The sequence below is a fragment of the Moraxella macacae 0408225 genome, from assembly GCF_000320365.1.
Classification (GTDB): Bacteria; Pseudomonadota; Gammaproteobacteria; order Pseudomonadales; family Moraxellaceae; genus Faucicola; species Faucicola macacae.
Genome location: NZ_ANIN01000002.1, coordinates 373,695 through 394,725 on the forward strand (window position 1 = coordinate 373,695; position 21,031 = coordinate 394,725).

Sequence of the window (21,031 nt, forward strand, 5' to 3'; positions counted from 1 at the left end):
TTAACCGAACAATTGATCCAATTTTATTACCATAGCACTTGGAATTTGCCAAACATATTGTCCGGTTTTAGGATTATTTGGCGACATGCCACGCAAAAAAGCATACTCTACCCCACCCAAATGTGTCTCAATATCATAATTTGTTACATGCAAACGCAAAAAACGGTGCAATGCCACTTGGTAAATCAGTGCTTGTAACCAATAATGGTGTTCATTCATCGCATTTTCTAATGATTTTTGTTGGTAATTATCAAAGGTTGTACCCAAAAAGTTACTTTTATAGTCAAGCACATAATATTTACCCTGATGTTGATACAACAAATCAATCTCGCCTTTTAAATATTGCCAAACGGTGTCTTTTGGATTTTGCAGGTATAATGGTTTGTTGTATTGGTCAAATAATGCGTTTACTTCATTAAAATCTAAATTATTTTTTAAGTATAATTCAAACCCCATTTCGGTTTTTTTGTGATTTTGGGCAATATCTGCCAAACAAATGCACGCTTGTTTATTTACATATGTTGGTGCTGCCAAGGGTGTGTGCATGATATCATTAAGCCAATTTACCAAATTTATGTAATCAAGCTGAAAAGTTGGCCCGCTGGCGTGGTTTACGTTGTTGGTGTTTAAAGCAGAAAAGTTTAGAGTAGAAAAATATTTATCAGGCATGCTGTATGCACGCAATTCTTTGTCAATGATGGCTTGTATATTAACAGCACTGCGATCGTTTTTGGATAAATTCATCAAATTTTCTAACACACTGTGCAAAAATGTCCCGGCGGTTGTGCCTTTTTCAAAAGTAAAGCGAATGTCTAAATTTGCTTGATTGTTCATGTCCGATTCAATGTCAGACTCAATTGCAATATTTTCATCGTCTTTTAATTGCAATAAATCGGATTCTTGTGTGTTTAGATTTTGTGCTGAAAATTTTTGTGCTGAGTATTTGGCTAAATTGGTAAAACTGGTTGATTGCCAATTTACAAAATTGGCTTGTTTGATTTTTTTATCAAAATAATCTTGATAATCTGATAAATTTTTTGGGGTTTTTGGGGTTGGTTTGGCATGATGAGTGAAGTTTAGGTTTGGTTTTTGTTGTTTTTGGATAGTTGCTAGATATTTGTTTAGGTCATGTTGTGGATCTTTGGTATCAATCACATTAACCGTTGTAGATAGCCGTTCATGCAGATGAAATGCTTTGATGTCTTTTTTATCGCCAATATCTGCCAAAAATGGTTTTAACGGCGTATAATGATTGCTGTTGCTGGCGGTTGCCTTAACCACAATGTAAATACGTTCTCTGGCTCTGGTTAATGCCACATACATCAAACGTAAGCGTTCTTCATATAAATCTTGCATCTCTTCATCGGCAAAATTTTTGTTGTGATTGTTTTTAACGGCGGATAAATGTCGACGGTTTAATAAAGTCTGATGGTTTAAATGCTCATGATTTTTGGGCGTGTCATTTTTATCCGTATACAGGTTTTTATCCGTGTACAAGTACAAATGCACCGATTGGGTTTTTGGCAGATTGTCAGTTAATCCAAGTACAAACACGATGCCAAATTCCAAGCCTTTAGATTGGTGAATGGTCATTAATTGTACGCCCATTTCAGTGGACAGACGTTGTTGCAAAAATTTATCGTCAACTGGTTTGGTTTGCACTTGTTCGCAAAACCATTCTAACAACTGATGATCGCCCGCCATACCGCCAAATTCAGTGGTAATTTGTTCATTGATAATATCCAATAATTGACGTAAATCAATCAAAAACCGCTCGCCTTTTTCATGACTTGCCAATCGTTGCCAAACGGTTAACTCGGTCTGATGTGGCAATGTGTTTTGTTGATTAAACAGCCATTGCACAGCGACTAAAAACCCTTGTTTTTGCCATTTTTGTGATGCTTCATTTAATTGTGCTTGTAGCTTATTTAAAATTTTTAAGTTTTGGGTCAATTCGCCTTGATCTTCATCGATGGATTGAAACAATTGGTTGATATCCTTTAACCGAAGCTGATAAAAATGCGACATCAACACAGTGCGCAGCTTATCGGTTTGATACGGTGTTAGCAGTAACGACATTAAATTTAGCAAATCGTGGCTTATTTTATCAGCAAAAATACTCTGACTGCCACCGCGCATGGTTGCAATACCAAATTGGTTAAATTTACGCTCAATTTGATCTAAATATTTGTTTTTATTTGCCAAAATACAGATATCAGACAGATTTAATGGGCGTTTGTTTGGTTGATTGTCGGTTTTTTCAAGCATAAAAAGTCGGTTGCTTAACGGTGCATCGTTGTCAAACCACGCTAAAATCTGTGCCAAAACTACGTCAGATTCTTGTACATAATCAATATCTTCGTCATTTTCGTCATTTTGTTGGTTGGTATCTGTTGGAAAAGGTTCGTGATGACTGATTTGCAAATAGTTAATCGTTTGCACGGATTTATCAGCCACAGACTCATCATGCACAAGCTCGGCGGTTGTTCTATCGGCATCAATTTTATGATAATAAATTTCATCGCCCATTCGACTTGGCAACAATTTATCGTGTATATGTAAGTTATCGTGTATATTTAAGTTATCGTTTTTACCCATATTTTGGTTGTCAAGCACACCATACCAAGCATTTAAACTGTCAATTAAGGCCTTAGATGAACGGCGGTTAATGGTTAATTGTTTGGGTTTTTCAGGAAATAAAGATTTTAACGCGGTATAATTTTGCACATCACCGCCACGAAAACCATAAATTGCCTGTTTTGGATCGCCTACCAACAACAAAAAACCGCCATCGGTGTTAACACGCCCATCTTCATTGTTGTTATCCAAATAAATCCGTTTAATAAGCAGGGCTTGTTCGGTATTAATGTCTTGCGATTCATCAATTAATGCCACAGGATATTGGTGGCGGATATATCGGGCAAGAGCGTTGCCTTGCGAACCGTCTAAAGCGTGGTTTAATTTTGCCAATTGTAATGAAAACGTGGTAAGCCCTTTGGCTTCAAGCACATTTGGTAAATGTTCACGCACATAACGGCTAATAAATTGGCTAAAATAGGTATTTAGTTGTTCTTTATAATTATTTAAGCGTACCTGATAATCATACAACAATGCCAAATCATGCAAAAACACCAAATCTGTTTTTTTAACCGAAGCTGCTTTGTTAAACACCGATTTGTCGTTAAATTTAAACGCATGCAATGTCTGCAATAATTCTTTGGTTTCTTTGTTTGTTTCAAATTTTGCCAATTGAGCCAATGTATCTGTGGTGGTTTTAAGTGCTTGTTGCACAACTTTAATTTGGCTAAATTTTTTATAAACATGCCCACTTTTGTTTAAACCCAAATTGTCTTTATTGCTTTCATCAAAAGCATCACTTGCATAGTCAACAATCCGTTGACGCAGCCCATCAATGCCTGCCAAATCCAAAACTGGCATTGTCATGACATCGATCGGAGCGGTATAAAAATTTAACGCCCTATCTACTACTTTACGATAATCCTCCACGCTTTGTAAGCTGTCTTGCACCTTTTGATAAACCACTGGAAATTTGTAATGTTGCTGATACAAATACGCCAAAAAACCGCGCATTTCATCATTTATCATGCCTTGAATGATACCAGTTACATCGTTGCTAATTTTGATTTGGTCGGAAAATCCTGTTTCACTGCTAAATTCACGCAACCACTTTTGGCATAAACTGTCAAGCGTGCCAACAAACAATCTGGCTAATTGATTTAACGCAAGTTGAGTGCGTTTTAATGCCAAACTAAAATCCAGTTTTTTGGCATTATTTGTCAACATTTGTTTTAAAATATACGCCACCAAATATGCATTCACCGGATCGTGATACCTGTCTTTAATGTCTTGTTTGGTTAAAAATGCCTCAAAATCGGAGTCAAACTTAGCAAAAAACAACTGCCAACTCTGTGCAAGTACTGGTTCTTCGATCAAATTTTGTTGGGTTTGTAAACTGTTTGCGTATTTATCAGTCATTTTTTGATAAATATTGCCAAAATCTTCACCAGTAAAAGCAACCAATACTTGATAAAAATCTTGCAAACGTCCGCGGATACGCTCTTGCATTTCGGTCGCTGCACTGCGTGTAAAGGTTGTTGCGATGATTTTTTCACAAGGATAACCTTGCTCTACAATTAAACGCAACACAATTCCGGTTAATGTCCATGTTTTGCCCGTGCCTGCCGATGCTTCAATCAAATGCCGCCCTGATAATGACAAATTTACCGCTGGGGCTGGCTTGTCTTTTTCGTTTCTGTCTTTTTCATTTATCGTTTGTTCGTCTGTCATTTGCTCTTCCTAATTTTTTTTAAATTTTTTAAATTTTTTCAATAAACCAATTTTTAACTAAAATAACATATAAACTTATTTAATCAATTTGGCTTGTTCGCCAATGTCAATTAAATGATCTTGCAATGGCTGATACAACCATGCAGCCAAACTTTGCAAAAAGGGTAAAATCACCGTCGGTTTTTGCTCACCAATTAACAACTGCCACAATTCAAAATCAAAATTTTCAACCGTGTTGTAAGATTGATAATTGCCAGCGATCCAGTTTTTAATCAAATCCCCTACTGTTTTGGCTGTATCTTGTTTGGCTAAATAAGTTAATGTCGTCGCAGGCGGTAATATTAGTAACTGGCAACGGCTTAATTGCCAAAACATCAGCCAATCTTGTAGCCATGTATAAGCCAATTGCCACTGAATGGCGGGTAAATACAAGGTTTTGCCTTGGTATTGCCATAATGAAAAACCGTGTTGCTCCATCACTTGTTGTTGACTGGTTTTTCGCACCACTTGCCAACATAAATGTTGCAGCCAAAATGCCAACTGATGTCTTTGCGATCCTTTATTTGGCAAATAATTCAGCCAATAGCCGTTGTTATCGTTTATATTATTAGCATTTGGTAAATTGGCGGTTATGGTGATATGTTGCACCATGCTTTGTTGTAAGTGGTTGTCATTTTCATAAAAACTACCATCATCATTTAAACCAATAACTTCAAGGCTTAAGGTTTGTGCTTGCGTTTTTGTGATTAAACCTGTTAGCCAATTTTTAGAATTTGTGTTAAAATTTTGTTTTGCTTTGGTTTGTAGGTTTTTAAGGGTTATAAAAGTTGGTTTTTCATTGCTTAGGCTATTATTAACGTGCTGTTCGTTGATGCGTTGTAATTGTTGATAAAAATCCTGCATTGCCTGTTGCAACTCATTTTCTTGTTGCCACAAAGCCTGATAACGATTTACCCCTGAGGGCAAAATGTCGTTAAATGCCAACGCAGATGTTGACAATAACTGCTTCGCGTTAACATCTGTACCCTTAGCATCTGCATCTTTGACATCTGTATCTGACACATTAAAACCTGCAATTAACGCCTCATTGAGCTGATATTTACCTAAAGCATTCAAATTTAGACTTTCGTAGGCTTCATCGATCTGGGCAAAACGGTGGGTAAATAATTTTTGGGCATGAATAAAACTTTGTGCAGGATTTTGTCCGGCACCAATCAATTGGCTTAATTTAATAAACTGCACCTTGCTATGATTGTTGCTGTTATGGTTTTTGCTTTTGGTATCACCTTGCACGCTGTGCAACTGGCTTAAAGCCGGGCGTTGTCGCTGCCAGTTTTGTAGCCATTGGTTCAGATCGGATTTTTGCCACAAATTTACCTTATTGGTTTTGGCAAAATTGTTAACATACAAACCATCAGAAGAATGGTGCAAAGCGTGGTATAACTGATACCAAATTTTAGCAGGCGGAGCGGTTGCCATTTTTTGTTGCCAAAACGCATTTTTTGACAATGTATCTTCTTGTAAAAAATGACTAAAATAACCCTCATCAAAGGGCAATACCTGATGCCAAGTTACAAAATAATCCAACACTTGTTTGGTAAAATTTTTGGTTAAATTTTCGGTTAAGGTTTCACTTTGCCAGGTTTGATTTTGCAAAAAACCAAGCAATTCCTGCACAGGCGTGGCAGGCAAATGTTCGTGAGTATCACTCATACTTTTGTAGTTATAAAACAACCAACACGCCTGCCGTGCACACAAAATTGCATCTAAAAACGCACCCAAATCATCATCTTCGCGAAATCTATCACCGCGTTTACCAATACCCGCTTGCATCAAATTATAGCGACTTGGTGGCTCTTGTTGTGGAAATTCACTTAAATTTAAATTAAGCATTACTACCAATTTATACGGAATATTACGCACCGTACCAATACGTGCAAAGGTAATCATGCCTGACGGTTCGGCACGCACTTGTTGTGTAAGCAGAGCTTCATCAATGCCATACAACACAAAGTTTAAATTCAAAGTCAAATTTAAGTGATTGGCTTTAAGTTGGCTTTTGATTTGGTTTTGAGCAACAAAAATAGTTTTCCATGCTTGAGTTTGTTTAAAAACATTAAATTTATCTTGCATTAAATTTTCAATATCGTTTAACCAATGGTAAACAGACTTTTTAACACCCAATAAATACCTATTTTGCTGCAAGGTTTGATAAATATCACACAGAGCAATCACAATTGGCTTATCACTGAAACTTAAGCCTGCCAACGGTTGGATAGCTTCTATATCACCTGCCAAATTTTGATACTCACCAAAACGCACTGCTTGGCTGTTTGGCATAAGCAGTCCTGCCACCAATCTTTCAAGTGCATACGCAAAAGTATATCGATAATCATCGTCATGACTGTGTAAGGTTTGGCATAAATGCATTTCGTCAAAACCGCGCACAAATCCTGCGTTTTTTAACAATTCACAACCGCGACGCATTTGTTCAGCACTTAACCCAAAACTTTCATACATCGGTGCCAACATCAACCAATCACACACATCGGCACAGTGAAACCTTGCACCCACTTGGTTTAATAACGTATAGTAACCCATAACCGCATGCCAAAGCTGATTAACCGCTTGGCTGGCCACGCCTGTAACTTTCGCAGGAAGTGTAAAACCATCTGCACCCTTACCCTTTGGAAAAATCGCCTCAATGGCAGTACGTTGCTGTTCAATATTAGGCAACAGCACCAAAATATCTGACAATTGTCGTCTTGTGTCTTGATTAAGCCACGCCACAATTTGCCCGCGCAACACCTCCAGTTGTCGCACCATACTATGACAAGCATGCACCGCCAAACTGTTGTCAATTCTGTTGTCAATTTGATGCAATTGCCATGGCAGATTGGGTTTAATCCGCTCTTCGTATTTGCGTTTTTGTTGCAATTTGTCATTATCTTTGACAATTTGTAACAATTCAGTAACTTTTTGTGCCGTCTCGGTTTCATCAAGCATCAAAATATCTTGTTGCAATTGGGCTAACACACTGGTTGACTGCGTTTCTTCTACAAAATCATCTTGCCAAATTGTAAGAAAACCTTGATCGTCATCATTGCCTGACAAATTTGCAAGCAGAGCAAACACCTCGCGAGATTGTTTACCAAATCTTGACAACAAACTATGACCGTAATCTTTTAAATCAATGGCATCTGGATTGGTTAATTGTTGCTGCAAAAACCAATTTTTATCCACGATATCCGCCCAAAACTGCTCCGATGGGTTAAAATGCAACAAGGTTACAGGCATATATCGACTTAATTTACGCAACTCATCTAACTCATTTGGTGGCAACTGTTGCACAGTAAACAAAATCGCTTGTTTTGGCAAAGCGTGTTGTTCAATGCCTTGTTCAATTGTTTGCCAAAAGTTTTTTTGTAATTGTTGGCGTTTTTTATAAGTTGCATCAAAAAATTGACACCACAAAAACCGCTGGGCTTGCTCTAAATTTTCATAATGCTCTTGCAACCAATCAGGTGTTTTGGTATCGTAGTGTTGTAATTTGCTTTGGAAAATATCTTTTTTGGCAATCAATTCTGCCACATTGACTTTTTCACCCCTACCCCACAAAAAAAGCCACTCGCTACGATACGTCATATAACGATTTAGCATGCCTGCCATCTCACCTGCAAACTGCCAAAACCGCCGCTCCAGCGATTGAGTTTTGTTGTGCGATTCTTGAGTGGTTTTGGTAAAAGTGGTTTTGGTAAAATTAGCACTTGGTGGTTTTTCTGCTTGTGCATCAGCAAGCATAGGTTCAATAAAACCAAACAGTGGGTGGGTTTTATCGTTAACAATCTGCGTATGTTGTGCCAACAAATATGAAAAAATCTGCCATTGCATGACATTTTTTGACAAAGGAGCTTCATCAGACACATTTTTTAACACTTTTTTTAATAATTGCCAATAAAAACGCCCCCAAAACTCCGTTGTGATTAACGTACTAATGCCAAACGCATTTGCCACTTGTTTTTTTAGCCAATCGCCCATAACTTGAGAGGGCACAATGACATAAAACGGCTCAAAAATCGAGTGCTCATTGATAGATTGTTGATATAACCTTAAAAAATTTTCAAGCAATTTTTCAATTTTATTGCTTTGGATAATGTTAAAGCCTGTTTTTGGTGTTGATGGGGTGAAATGCTTCATAAATGCCACTTTTTTGTCTAATTTTTGTACTTATAATGTACTTATAACTTGCAATAAGTCGTTAAAACCATATCAAAATTATAAATTATAACACGTTAAAATTATAACATGTTAAAAACATGTTAATCAGATAGCTTCTGTTAATTCTTACCAAACTGTGCTACATTATTAGTTTAACCAATTTTAATGACAACCAACCAACGGAAAAACACCATGTTACGTCCAATTGATGTGATTTTTAAACACCCTGTCAAAAAATTTACCGTAATTTATCAAAATGGCAAACTTTGGCAATTGCCAAAACTGGAATTTGACGGACAGTCTTTGGCTTATAAAAAAGAATATCAAGGCAGCCGAGAACAGATTTTTGTATCGCCCGATCAGACATTAGATGCCGACGATTCGGTATTAATCTCACAATTGTTAACCGTAAATTTGCCAAAATCGGTACATGGGCGTAATGTTGATGAATTTGAACATTGGTGGCGACAAAATTGCTATGATTTTAAGGCAGAAATTGAAGCAAAACAAGCCTGCCAAAACCAAGCCCAACAACTTTTATCAAAACCTAAGCAAAACCTGACAACAAAACAGCCAAGCAAAAAACCAAACACCGAACAAAAAACCGCAAAAACCACGCCCGCGCAACCGCAACCGCAACCGCAACCGCAACCGCAACCGCAACCGCAACCGCAACCGCAACCGCAACCGCAACCGCAACCGCAACCGCAACCGCAACCGCAAAAGCGTATCACACAGCCAGAGATTAAGTCAAATTCATCTACAGCCAATAACCCTGCGTACGATGTTTTTGATGAAATGCTAAATGATCTATTACATCAATTATAATGCAACAAATATAATGCAATAAAAAACCAAACTCTCGTTTGGTTTTAGCAAAATTTAACCAACAAAATTCAACCAAAATGGCAACAGCACCGCCCTGCACAATCACTGTTCTACAAATGCCCTTTCTACCACATAATCACCGGTGCCGCCCATGCGTGGCGAGCATTTTAATCCAAAACCATCTAAAATCAATGCAACATCTTTATTCATTGATGGGCTGCCACAAATCATCGCACGATCATGTTCAGGATTCATAGGTGGCAGACCGATGTCTTTAAACAATTTGCCAGATGTCATCAAATCTGTCATACGCCCTGTGTGATAAAACGGCTCACGCGTTACCGTTGGGTAATAAATCAATTTGTCTTTTACCAACTCACCAAGCAACTCATCATCAAACAAATCTTTTTCAAACATTTGTCGATAACCAAGCTCACTGACATAACGCACACCATGCACAAGCACAACTTTTTCAAATTTTTCATACACTTCAGGATCACGAGCCAACGACAAAAACGGTGCAAGCCCCGTGCCTGTTGCCAACATATACAAGTGTTTGGCATTTGGGTTTAAATCATCAAGCACCAAGGTGCCTGTTGGTTTTTTGCTAATTAGCAGTTTTTCACCCACTTGAATGTGCTGTAAAATTGAAGTTAATGGGCCGTCTTGCACTTTAATGGAGTAAAACTCAAGCTCTTCTGCATAATTGGCACTGGCAATAGAATACGCACGCATTAGTGGTTTGCCATTAACCTCAAGGCCTATCATTGCAAATTCACCATTCCGAAAACGCAAACTGTCATTGCGCGTGGTTTTAATGGTAAATAAGGTTTCATTCCAATGATGCACATAAGTAACCGTTTCTTCATAAAATTTTGCCAAAATTTTGGCACGCAGATCGTGATTGGCTTTATCCGACATAAAAACACCTTTTTTGTTCATTGTTATGAGTAAATTCAATAAAAAACGAGATAAAAACGAAAAACCTGCATATCATAGCAAATTTTTTGCAAAATTGGCGACTTTATTGTCAAAAAATGCCATAATATAGCGAAGTTTTTGCATAATTGACATGCATCAGAAAAAATTACCGCACACTTACTCAAAAAACCACTCAAAAAAAGTTGTTTAAATGCCAAAAAATATCAATCACCAACAGATACAACTGCCGATTATCGGTTATTTACGATCGCCGTTATGCCAAAAATTTGGCTTGCCACGCCAGCCAAACTTAGTCAACCTAGCAGGCGTGATTGAGCTGATACCGCCGTTTGACAATCCAGATGCCTTTGTTGGCTTACAAGAATTTAGTCATATTTGGTTGATTTGGCAATTTCACCAAAACAAAACCGCCGCCAACCTATCATTTCGCCCTCAAGTTCGCCCACCAAGGCTTGGAGGCAATGCCAAACTTGGAGTTTTTGCCACACGCAGCATGTATCGTCCTGCAAATATCGGCCTGTCAGTGGTTTTATTGCAACACATTGAACAAAACAATCACAGTGTGCGTTTGCACGTTGTGGGGGCAGATTTGGTAGATGGCACGCCAATTATTGACATCAAGCCGTACATTGTCTATAGCGACAGTTTACCCCACGCAATCAGTGGTTTTGCCAGTGATAAACCTGCATTAAAAAAACTGGTTGTGAGTGAAACCGCCCAACAAAATTTTGCCAATTTAAAAAAACAGCGCCTATTAACCGAAAATGACATCGCAACAATCAGTGCCTTAATCGCCCAAGATCCACGCCCTGCCTATCGCCAAACTGAAATAAACAGCAAATTTACCCTACAATATCAACAAGTTGATGTGTGTTTTTGTATGCTGGATAACAATGCGTTACAAATTGTATCGGCGGTAAAAATCAACAACAAAACCAACAATGCGTAACATTTGATTAAAATAAATAACATTTGATTAATAAGTAAAACTTGATTAACAAAAAATTATTACCCAATTATTGCTAATTCAGCAAAAAACCGCAATTTTTTCACAAAAAACCACCGTTTTATCGCATTTTTTTAAGGTTTTTTTTGTCAAATTTCGGTATGATATGCCACAGTTATTTTAAAGTTTTTTTAATCATTGAAATTTTTTAATCATCAAGGTTAAATTTATGCTATCTATTTTATCTGCTCTGCAAACAGCCATGATCACGCCAAAACCGCCACAAAATAAACCCAAGATTGCCAAAGTTTTACTAGGAGCAATTGGACTGTCTGTTGCCATGTTTGCCACCGCCCATGATACAATGATCCGTGATACAATGACCCGTGATACAATGACCGATGGCATAACAGGCAACACCATTGCAATTGACATGTCAACACTCGCCACCACCAAAGAAGAAGTCGCCGTGTTACAGGTTTTTTCTGAAATCTGCCCACCAATGTTAACCAAAAAACAACAACAAGGTTTTGCCAAAGCTTATAACGCTGAATTAAAAAGTCTTATGCCAAGTATCAGCGATCCGCGCCTGGCCGTACAATATTTATCCACCCAACAAGATTATAAACAAATTTTAAATGAAACTCGGCGTTGGACGTTAAGTTTTTCCAACGCTGAAAACAAACGAGTTTGTACAGAATTGGCATCTTCTGCACAATAACCAAAACCATTTCAAACTAAAATCATTCTACCGCTTAATTTTTTAAAACTTAATTTTAAAACTTGCCACTTTTATCTTTTGTGATATTTTGGTAATATAGATAACATTTGGTTCATTGTTACATTTTATTGTACATTGCATTTATTGTTACATTAATTGGTGCAAACATTATTTGGTGAAAAAGGTATTACTGTGAAATACAACTTACAAAACAATTTACAAAATAAGGTAAAAATTTGGTTGCTTACATTAAGCGGATTTGGCATGTTTGGTATGGGATCGGCTTATGCCATTGAAGCCCCAACATTAGACAACAGTGCGTATATTTTGATGGATTATGACACAGGCACTGTGTTGGCACAAAAAAACGCCGATCAGCCCTTTCCTCCTGCATCACTTACCAAAATGATGACCAGTTACATCATTGAACAACAACTTCTATCAGGCAAATTACAAGAAGATCAGCCTGTATTGATGACCACAGATGCGTGGTGTCGCGGACGCAACACTGAGTCGTGTATGTATGTAGATGTCAATACCACTGCCACTGTATTAGACATGCTAAAAGGTATTATTATCCAATCTGGCAATGATTCGGCCAAAGCTATGGCCCAGCACATTTCAGGCAGTGAACAAGCGTTTGCTGATCTTATGAACAGCGAAGCCAAAAAATTAGGCATGACCAATACCCACTTTGTCAATTCTACAGGCATGCCTGCCAATGGACACCAAGCATCGCCACAAGATTTGGCAAAACTTGCAAAAGCAATTATTAAAGATTCTGGCAAATATTACCCAATTTATAGCCAAAAAGAATTCACCTATAACAACATCAAACAAGCCAACCGTAACAGCTTGTTATTCACCGACAGCACCGTAGATGGCTTAAAAACTGGACATACCAAAGAAGCGGGTTTTTGTTTGGTTGCCTCAAGCAAACGCGGTGATATGCGCCTAATTTCGGTGATTATGGGTACAAAATCAGAAAAAGCCCGTGCTGAACAATCTAAAGAATTGCTCAACTGGGGCTTTGGACATTTTAACACCAAAGTGGTTGCACCCATGGGGCAAAATTTTGGCAGTGTGGCAATTAAATACGGTCAAGCAGATGACGTTGCGGTAAAAACAGGGGCTAATTTACAAGTATTGTTAGAAAAAGTTAACCAAGACAACATTCAAACCGTGGTTAATTTGCCAAAAAACATACAAGCCCCTATTGCACAAGGACAACAAGTAGGTGAAGTCGTCGCCTTACTTCACGGTAAAGCAGTGGCATCTGCACCACTCATTGCTGAAACAGCGGTAGAAAAATCAGGCATTTTAAAACGCATTTGGCAATATATCCTAGGACTTTTTGACTGATGCGTGCGTTTGGTTTGACACCATTAAGTTTAGTAAAGTTAAATTTAATGTTAATAATCTATACAGCAATTAGCGGTATGTTAACAGGTTGCATAACCCAGTATTCCAAACACCAAAGCAGCCCAATTCCTGTTAAAGTTGATTTACACACAACCAAAAACGAATGTCATTCAAATCTTAAACCCGGCCAATTTTGATAAACTGTTTATGAAATTAACAATTTTTACAAGCCCAAAGCATGCACAAAACCGCCAAATCAAACCATTTGAGAGTGGCAGTTTTGTTTTGAGCTTTATTTTTGTAGTAATTATACTCATTAGCTTAATTGTTTTGGCAGTTTATCTTATCAAACAAGATCGCGTTATCACGCAAAAATTTGAAGGCAAGCGTTGGAATCTGCCTGCAAAAGTCTATTCACAATCGCTTGATTTACAACAAAATTCACCATTAACCACCGATGAACTGGAAAATTGGCTTGGTTGGCTAAACTATCAAGCATCAGATGATTATAAATCCGTTGGCACTTACCAAAAAAAAGGCAATACTTATTACATTCACACGCGTAAGTTTAATTTTTCTAATAAAGATGTTGAGCCAAAACAAATTATTAAACTACAAATTAGCAATGACAAAATTGTCAATTTACAAAGCACCGAACGCAATGAATCGGGCAAAATTCGCCTTGAGCCGATTTTAATTGGTGGTATTTATCCTGACAATAATGAAGATCGCATTGTCATGCAATTGGATCAAATTCCAAAAGCATTGATTGATGCCCTGATCGCCACAGAAGATCGTGGGTTTTTTGAACATCATGGGGTTTCTATTCGTGGCACAACGCGGGCAATTTATAGCAACCTATCGGGCGGTGCAAGACAAGGTGGCTCAACCATTACCCAGCAGTTGATTAAAAATTTTTATCTAAACTCCGATCGCACCTTAAAACGCAAAGCCAACGAAGCAATTATGGCCTTGTTGCTTGAACGTCATTATAGCAAACAAAAAATTTTACAGACCTACATCAACGAAATTACCCTGGGGCAAAATGGCAACCATTCTATTAACGGTTTTGGACTGGCATCGCAGTTTTATTTTAACCGCCCCTTGGCAGAATTACGCCTAGACCAAATGGCCTTGCTTGTTGGTTTGGCAAAAGGCCCAACACAATACAATCCAATTCGCTACCCAAAATTAGCCTTACAGCGGCGCAATGTGGTATTAAACAACATGCTTATCATGGGTAAAATTGACCAAAAAACTTATGATACCTCCAGTCAAATGCCACTCGATGTGGTAAAAAAACCCAGTATTGGACAAAGTCGCTTTCCTGATTATTTAGATATTGTAAAACGTGAATTAAATAAAAGCTATGATGCTGATGATTTAAAAAACGAAGGCTTGCGTATTTTTACCAGTTTTAATCCCAATGTACAACAAGCAGCCGATAAAGCCGTTGATCAAAGTTTAAAGCAACTTAAAAAATCCAATCCAAAAAGACTTAGCCAACTACAATCCGCCCTTGTCAGTGCCAATCCACAAAATGGTGAATTATTGGCCGTTGTTGGAAGTGGATCGGAGTTTACCGGTTTTAACCGTGCCGTAGATGCCAAGCGTCAGGTTGGCTCATTGTTAAAACCGATGATTTATTTAACCGGGTTTGAACAAGGCAAATACAACCTTGCCAGTGGTGTAGATGACAGTGCAATTAACATTTCTCAAGGCAAAAAACGCTGGAGTCCCAGCAACTATGGCGGTGGCAGTCATGGCATTGTACCATTGACAACCGCTTTGGCAAATTCATACAACCAAGCGGCGGTAAGGGTTGGTATGAGCGTGGGCGTATCAAACATCATTACCAATTTACAGCGCATGGGCGTGCAAAAAGAAATACCAAACTACCCTGCTACTTTATTAGGAGCAGTGGATTTATCACCGATGGATATGCTAGCCGTCTATCAAGTATTGGCAACAGGTGGCATAAAACACAACATTCATACCATTCGTGGCGTTGTGGACAATGAAGGGCGGGTTATCCAAGGGGCAAATTTTCAAAAGCATCAAGTCATTAACCCTGTTGCTGCCTATTTAACCAATTACGCAATGCAAAAAGTTGTTAGCAATGGTACCGCAAAAGCAGCATTGACTTTGGGCGAAAATTTAAAATTGGCAGGAAAAACAGGCACAACCAACGATTACCGTGATGCATGGTTTGCAGGTTATAGTGGCAACTACGTTAGCGTGGTATGGGTGGGACTTGATAACAATCAGACCACAGGGCTAAGCGGTGCTAATGGTGCATTGCCCATATGGATAAATTTTATGCGTCGCCTAAAACCAACCCCAGTACAACTGCCAGAACCTGCCAATATTCAATGGCAATGGCTTGAAAACGCAACAGGAGAGCTGTCTCACCAAGACTGTCCAAATGCTATTCGCGTGCCTATTGATACACGTTATTCCCCTCAAAATTTAAGCAGTTGTGCCAATGACATACACCTTGGACAACAAGAAGCCCAACTTGCCGAGCAACAACAACTTGACATGCAAGAATTGTACGATAACGAACAACAGCGTTTAAATCATTTAAACAATCCAGAATCCGATACGCCTTCTGACACACACAACAACCATGAAAACAATCAAAACCGCACCAACACTTTAGCAGATGAAATTTTACAATTAGACTCGCGTTAAAATAAACCAAAAAGGAAAAATTATGGCCTGGCAACAACTACATATCCAGTGCAAAAAATCCCAAGCAGAGATCGCCGAAACCCTCTTATTGGAAGCGGACGCATTAAGCATTAGTCTTGATGATGCAGGCGATCAACCGCTGTTTGAACCCTTACCCGGCGAGTCGCCTCTGTGGGATAATGTGATTGTCAGTGCCTTGTTTGATACGTCGGTAAATTTGGAAAATATCAGTCAATCCATTGCCAATCAAGTTATTGCCACGCGTGTTTGGCAGTCTTGTGTAGATGATAAAGATTGGGAGCGCGAATGGATGAAAAATTACTATCCGATTGAATGTGCCAACAATCTATGGATCACACCAAAATGGCTAACCCCACCAAAACCTGACGCTTTGAACATTATGATGGATCCGGGGCTTGCTTTTGGTACAGGTTATCATGCCACCACGCGCCTGTGCATTGATTGGCTTACCGAACAAGATTTGACAGATAAAATTGTGCTTGACTACGGCTGTGGCTCAGGAATTTTGGGTATTGTGGCATTAAAACGCGGTGCAAAAGCGGTATACGCAGTAGACATTGATCCACAAGCCCTCCTTGCCACGCAACAAAATGCCAAATGCAACGGGGTTTTAAACCAGTTACAGGTTTTTTTACCACAAGCGTTTGAACAGTTTTGCCAAAACAATCCAAATCTTTGCATTCAAATGATTGTTGCCAATATTTTAGCCAAACCACTGATTGCCCTTGCCCCATATTTTAGTACACTCATCGAACCAAAAGGCGACATCGTACTGGCAGGCTTAATTGAAAACCAAGTTGCAGATGTAAAAACCGCCTATCAAGCATTTTTTGACATGCACAACGATTTTGCTTTTAGCAGTCAAGAAGACAAACATTGGCACCGTTTATCAGGTAAAAAAAGCCGATAATCCTTAATTTTTTGTTACAGTTAACCAAGGTCAACGTTTCATCGCTATTTTATCGGTAAAATGTTGACTTTTTTTGTATTTAAGGTTTTAATACATTTCAATACAATTTTTATAAAACTTTTAACTGTTTAGCAATATTTTTTTGAAGGGACGGCAGAAAATATGAGTACACAGCAAACCCAATGCCCAAATTGCCAACATACGTTTGGTATTACCGACGAACAACTGAATTTAAAAAGCGGTTATGCTCGGTGTGGCAATTGTAAAGTGATTTTTTCTGCGATCGATAATTTAACCAGCTTGGCTAAACAAGCTCAAACCAAACAAGCCATAACACCCGATACAAAGACAACCCAAAACCCTCCTAACCAAACAAAACCAGTAAAACGCACAAAAAAAGCCCCCGCAGACGGTGATTTGACTTTTGATGACAACACAGGCTTAGGTCAAGAAGCAGATCCTGATACCAACAACAACCAAAATTTGTTAGATGATCTTGACATTATTGATAATTTTGACAATTTACCAATCAATAAAATTGCAGTTGCAACAACCATAAAAACCGAAGATGATGAAGATTGGCTCGCCCATTTATTAGAAGAAGAAAAACGCAGAGAAGAAGCCATTCAATATATGCCTGACAACGACAAATTAACCAAAGTTGGACATGAAAATACCGTGGTAGAAATGCTTAACGAACTTGGTGTCGATGTGGCTTATGAACAAAGTTTAGAAAGCAATGAATACCATCAACGTTTAGACGAGCGTTTTAGTGCTCAAGTTGCATCGCAAAAAAATATAAAAAAACCAATTGGTATGACGCTTGTGTGGGCGGTTGGCAGTTTGTTATTAATTGGACTGCTTGTGGTGCAATATACTGTGTTTAACCTTGACAATCTGTTAAAAAACCCTGATAATGCCAAAAATTTACAACAAGTTTGTACGATTCTTAAATGCACTTTGCCCACAGCCAACGTAAGTTTATTGGCAGCCAATACCTTAAAACTAGAAAAAACCAAAAACAACAAACAAACAGATTTAATATTTACCTTAAAAAATGGTACAAACCAAAAAATGATTTATCCAAATCTTAAAATCAGCCTACGCAACGGTAATGACATCAAAGCCCAAACCATAGTTACCCCCAAGCAATATTTAGATGATGACGGTTATCTTATGCCTAAGCAAATCAGGACGGTAAAACTGCGCATTGATTATCCAAAATTTGGCGTGCAACAGGCTAATATTGAGCCGTTTTATTAAATTGAGCCGTTTTACTATCAAGCTGTTTTACTTATTAAGCTGTTTTACTATTACTTGTTATGCAAATTTTAAAAAAACCAAGCAAACGCCAAGACTTACAACAACTTTTTTTATTAACATTACCAATTTTAATCACTCAAATTTGTCAATCAGGATTGGGTTTGATTGACACCATTATGGCAGGACGCGTGTCTGCGTTAGATTTGTCGGGCGTGGCAATTGGATCGGGTTTATGGTTGCCTGTCATGCTACTGGCAGTAGGGGTTTTATTGGCTACTACGCCCTTGATTGGTGAGGTGATCGGACAAAATCAGCGCGAAAAAATCCCTTTTATCACTCAACAATCTTTGTGGCTTGCGGTTTTGATTGGCTTTATTGGCATCGTGATTGTCAATCAAATGCACCATTTGTTTGCTCTGATGGGCGTGCCAGATCATATCCAACCGATTGCCAAAGAATATCTGTTTGGCATTGGTTTTGGTTTTCCTGCGGTGGGTTTGTACACAACGTTACGCTGTTATACCGAAACCCTAAAACACCCAACAGTGGTCATGATAATTAGTGTCATTGGACTTGTGTTAAATATTCCAATTAATTATGCGTTTATTTATGGGATCGATTGGCTTGGTTTGCCTGCGTTTGGTGGGGCAGGCTGTGGCTATGCATCGGCGGTGTGTTTGTGGTTAAATTTAGTTATGCTAATTGGTTATTTAAGTTTTTCCAAACATAAAGATTTTAGCCAATATCGCTTTTTTAAACAGTTTAGCCTACCAAAAACCGTCCAACTTGCCAAACAATTGGCAATTGGCATACCAATTGGGTGCTCTATCTTTTTTGAGGTGAGTGCTTTTAGTTTGGCATCACTGATTATCAGTCCGCTTGGTGAAATTGCCCTTGCCAGTCATCAAGTAACCTTAAGCATTTCTTCACAATTGTTTATGTTGCCATTTTCGGTTGCAATTGCATTAACCATTTTGGTATCAAGCCGTTATGGGGCAAAAGATTATGCAAGTTTAAAACAAATTAAACTTTTGGGCGTGATGGTAGCAACCAGCCTTGCACTAATAACCATGACTTTTACAGCGGTATTTCGCACCCAATTGCCAAAATTTTTTAGCGACAACCCACAGGTTATCGATAAAGCCAGTTTGTTGCTGTATTTTGCTTTGGCGTATCAGTTGTTTGACGCATGGCAAGTAAGTTTTGCAGGCATTTTGCGCGGACTACAAGACACAAGCGTGCCAATGTTTATCACCTTGTTTTGTTATTGGGGCGTGGCAATTCCGCTTGGAGCGTATTTGGTTCGTTTTACCGATATGGGTGCAAAAGGAGTTTGGATTGGTTTGGTAATGGCATTAGGATTGGCGTCGATATTGCTTGGCAGTCGTTTGTTATGGCAACAAAAAACCCTAAAAACACGTTGGCTGCTTTAACCATATAAAACCCAAACCATATAAAACATCAACAATATAAAACATAAATTGTGCTATACTAAAACTAAATTTATCAATAAACTAAATTTATCAATAAATAAAAAGGGCAATTTTATGAAACCAACTTCTATAAAACCAATTGTAACCACTTTATGCATGGCAACTGTTTTATCAATGACTGCTTGCCAATCGTTTAGCAAAACCACAACCACCACAAATCCTGCTTCTGCAGTAACTCTACCGTTAAGCGATGCCAAATTACAACATTACACATGGCAATTAACCTCGGTAACTGACAAAATGGGTAACCCTAAGGCTGGCATATTGTTTGACAAAAAATTACCGCCACTACAAATCAGCTTTCACAAAGGCGGTCGGTTGGTATTTGGCAATACTTGTAACAACCTTTCTACCAGTTACATACTCACCAATGACAATGTCATTATCGGCGAGATTATGAGCACGCGCATGTTGTGCGAACCTGAAAGAATGCAGTTTGATGACTTAGCACCAAGCGTACTACAAGGACAATTTAAACTTACTCAAGGGGCAGATGGCGAGCCTGTGCTTACGGTAACTGGTGATAAACTAATCAGTGTGTTTACCCCTTATGTAAAATAGCCAGTATGTAAAATAGCCAAGGCTTTAAAACGCTAAGACTTGAAAACGAGCAATTTAAAACAGTTAATGCAAATTTGCTGGATTTTTTGTATAATTGTGTTTTTTGTATAATGATTTTTGTATAACTTTGGTTTTGCACAATTGTGCTTGTGCATCACCATTTGTCATTTTTGCATCGTTTTATTTGGAATTTTCTCATGTACCCTTTTATCCGCCTAGCCACCAACATTGTCAAAAGCAGCCTTGATTACAAAAAAGGCAACACCCTTGGTATTCATGACACAAGCGAAATTAAACTTATTGCCAATATTAACGATATGGATAATTTTTTAGAGATGAACAATGGGCGGATTTTGACGTTGTTTGATTTGGGACGCAATGATTTTGCCATTCGCACAGGGCTTGGTAAAAGTTTAATCAAGCGGCGGTGGGGTTTTGTGGTGGCAGGCAGTACCATTCAATACCGAAAACGTGTTCGGTTGTTTGACAAAATCAGCATTAAAACTCACCTAAAAGCCGTAGACGATCGTTGGTTTTACATGGAACAGACCATGTGGGCAAATGGCAAACCTTGCTCGCATGCCCTTTTGCGTACTGGCGTTACCGATTTAAAATCAGGCAAAGTGATTGACACCAAAACCGTGCTTGACACCCTAGGCTATCACGATGTTAAGCTACCGCCAGATGCATGGGTGCAGGCGTGGGCAGATGCAGATAAATTGCGTCCTTTTCCGCGTTTAGATGCAATTTGATTTTTACAATGC

The 21,031-nt window shown here is 38.5% G+C and carries 13 protein-coding genes; 10 read left to right on the forward strand and 3 right to left on the reverse strand.

Annotated features, from left to right (window positions below):
• Complete coding sequence (locus MOMA_RS07245; RefSeq protein WP_009501870.1) at nt 1–4,308, reverse strand: UvrD-helicase domain-containing protein; 4,308 nt, start codon at nt 4,306–4,308, stop codon at nt 1–3.
• Nucleotides 4,309–4,383: 75 nt separating this feature from the next.
• Nucleotides 4,384–8,505, reverse strand: a complete 4,122-nt coding sequence (locus MOMA_RS07250) for an exodeoxyribonuclease V subunit gamma (RefSeq protein ID WP_009501871.1) — start codon at nt 8,503–8,505, stop codon at nt 4,384–4,386.
• 213 nt (nt 8,506–8,718) lie between these two features.
• Between MOMA_RS07250 and MOMA_RS09915 the strand changes: the two genes are divergently transcribed.
• Nucleotides 8,719–9,354, forward strand: a complete 636-nt coding sequence (locus tag MOMA_RS09915; protein ID WP_202593254.1) for a hypothetical protein — start codon at nt 8,719–8,721, stop codon at nt 9,352–9,354.
• A gap of 102 nt (nt 9,355–9,456) precedes the next feature.
• Here the strand turns inward: MOMA_RS09915 and MOMA_RS07265 are convergent, their stop codons facing one another.
• Complete coding sequence (locus MOMA_RS07265; RefSeq protein ID WP_009501873.1) at nt 9,457–10,236, reverse strand: ferredoxin--NADP reductase; 780 nt, start codon at nt 10,234–10,236, stop codon at nt 9,457–9,459.
• Nucleotides 10,237–10,486: 250 nt separating this feature from the next.
• Between MOMA_RS07265 and tsaA the strand changes: the two genes are divergently transcribed.
• From tsaA to MOMA_RS07315, 9 genes are all read left to right on the forward strand, one after another.
• Nucleotides 10,487–11,245: a tRNA (N6-threonylcarbamoyladenosine(37)-N6)-methyltransferase TrmO gene (gene tsaA, locus MOMA_RS07270; protein ID WP_009501874.1), complete on the forward strand. Its 759-nt coding sequence runs from the start codon at nt 10,487–10,489 to the stop codon at nt 11,243–11,245.
• A gap of 226 nt (nt 11,246–11,471) precedes the next feature.
• Nucleotides 11,472–11,963 (forward strand): MCR_0457 family protein, encoded by a 492-nt coding sequence (locus MOMA_RS09920; RefSeq protein ID WP_009501875.1) that lies wholly within the window; start codon nt 11,472–11,474, stop codon nt 11,961–11,963.
• Between the two features lie 192 nt (nt 11,964–12,155).
• Nucleotides 12,156–13,325, forward strand: coding sequence for a D-alanyl-D-alanine carboxypeptidase family protein (locus MOMA_RS07280; protein ID WP_227498099.1), 1,170 nt, complete (start codon nt 12,156–12,158; stop codon nt 13,323–13,325).
• 207 nt (nt 13,326–13,532) lie between these two features.
• Nucleotides 13,533–16,019 carry a penicillin-binding protein 1B gene (gene mrcB, locus MOMA_RS07290; protein WP_009501878.1) on the forward strand — a complete coding sequence of 829 codons (2,487 nt, stop codon included), beginning with the start codon at nt 13,533–13,535 and terminating at the stop codon, nt 16,017–16,019.
• A 22-nt stretch (nt 16,020–16,041) separates the two neighbouring features.
• The gene (gene prmA, locus MOMA_RS07295) at nt 16,042–16,950 is read left to right on the forward strand and encodes a 50S ribosomal protein L11 methyltransferase (RefSeq protein ID WP_009501879.1); all 909 of its coding nucleotides are present in this window, start codon (nt 16,042–16,044) and stop codon (nt 16,948–16,950) included.
• A gap of 162 nt (nt 16,951–17,112) precedes the next feature.
• Nucleotides 17,113–18,213 carry a DUF3426 domain-containing protein gene (locus tag MOMA_RS07300; RefSeq protein ID WP_009501880.1) on the forward strand — a complete coding sequence of 367 codons (1,101 nt, stop codon included), beginning with the start codon at nt 17,113–17,115 and terminating at the stop codon, nt 18,211–18,213.
• A gap of 59 nt (nt 18,214–18,272) precedes the next feature.
• Entirely contained in the window at nt 18,273–19,646 is a 1,374-nt protein-coding gene (locus MOMA_RS07305) for an MATE family efflux transporter (protein ID WP_009501881.1), read from the forward strand.
• Between the two features lie 114 nt (nt 19,647–19,760).
• Nucleotides 19,761–20,267, forward strand: coding sequence for an META domain-containing protein (locus MOMA_RS07310; protein WP_009501882.1), 507 nt, complete (start codon nt 19,761–19,763; stop codon nt 20,265–20,267).
• 197 nt (nt 20,268–20,464) lie between these two features.
• A complete protein-coding gene (locus MOMA_RS07315) occupies nt 20,465–21,019 on the forward strand; it encodes an acyl-CoA thioesterase (protein WP_009501883.1) in 555 nt (184 codons plus the stop codon).
• Nucleotides 21,020–21,031: the final 12 nt, after the last annotated feature.

Bases quoted from the DNA above. Each gene is read 5' to 3' on its own strand.
- MOMA_RS07305 (WP_009501881.1), top strand. From the start codon at position 18,273: ATGCAAATTTTAAAAAAACCAAGCAAACGCCAAGACTTACAACAACTT.
- MOMA_RS07300 (WP_009501880.1), top strand. From the start codon at position 17,113: ATGAGTACACAGCAAACCCAATGCCCAAATTGCCAACATACGTTTGGT.
- MOMA_RS07315 (WP_009501883.1), top strand. From the start codon at position 20,465: ATGTACCCTTTTATCCGCCTAGCCACCAACATTGTCAAAAGCAGCCTT.
- MOMA_RS07250 (WP_009501871.1), bottom strand. From the start codon at position 8,505: ATGAAGCATTTCACCCCATCAACACCAAAAACAGGCTTTAACATTATC.
- MOMA_RS07245 (WP_009501870.1), bottom strand. From the start codon at position 4,308: ATGACAGACGAACAAACGATAAATGAAAAAGACAGAAACGAAAAAGAC.
- MOMA_RS09920 (WP_009501875.1), top strand. From the start codon at position 11,472: ATGCTATCTATTTTATCTGCTCTGCAAACAGCCATGATCACGCCAAAA.
- prmA (WP_009501879.1), top strand. From the start codon at position 16,042: ATGGCCTGGCAACAACTACATATCCAGTGCAAAAAATCCCAAGCAGAG.
- mrcB (WP_009501878.1), top strand. From the start codon at position 13,533: ATGAAATTAACAATTTTTACAAGCCCAAAGCATGCACAAAACCGCCAA.
- MOMA_RS07310 (WP_009501882.1), top strand. From the start codon at position 19,761: ATGAAACCAACTTCTATAAAACCAATTGTAACCACTTTATGCATGGCA.
- MOMA_RS09915 (WP_202593254.1), top strand. From the start codon at position 8,719: ATGTTACGTCCAATTGATGTGATTTTTAAACACCCTGTCAAAAAATTT.
- tsaA (WP_009501874.1), top strand. From the start codon at position 10,487: ATGCCAAAAAATATCAATCACCAACAGATACAACTGCCGATTATCGGT.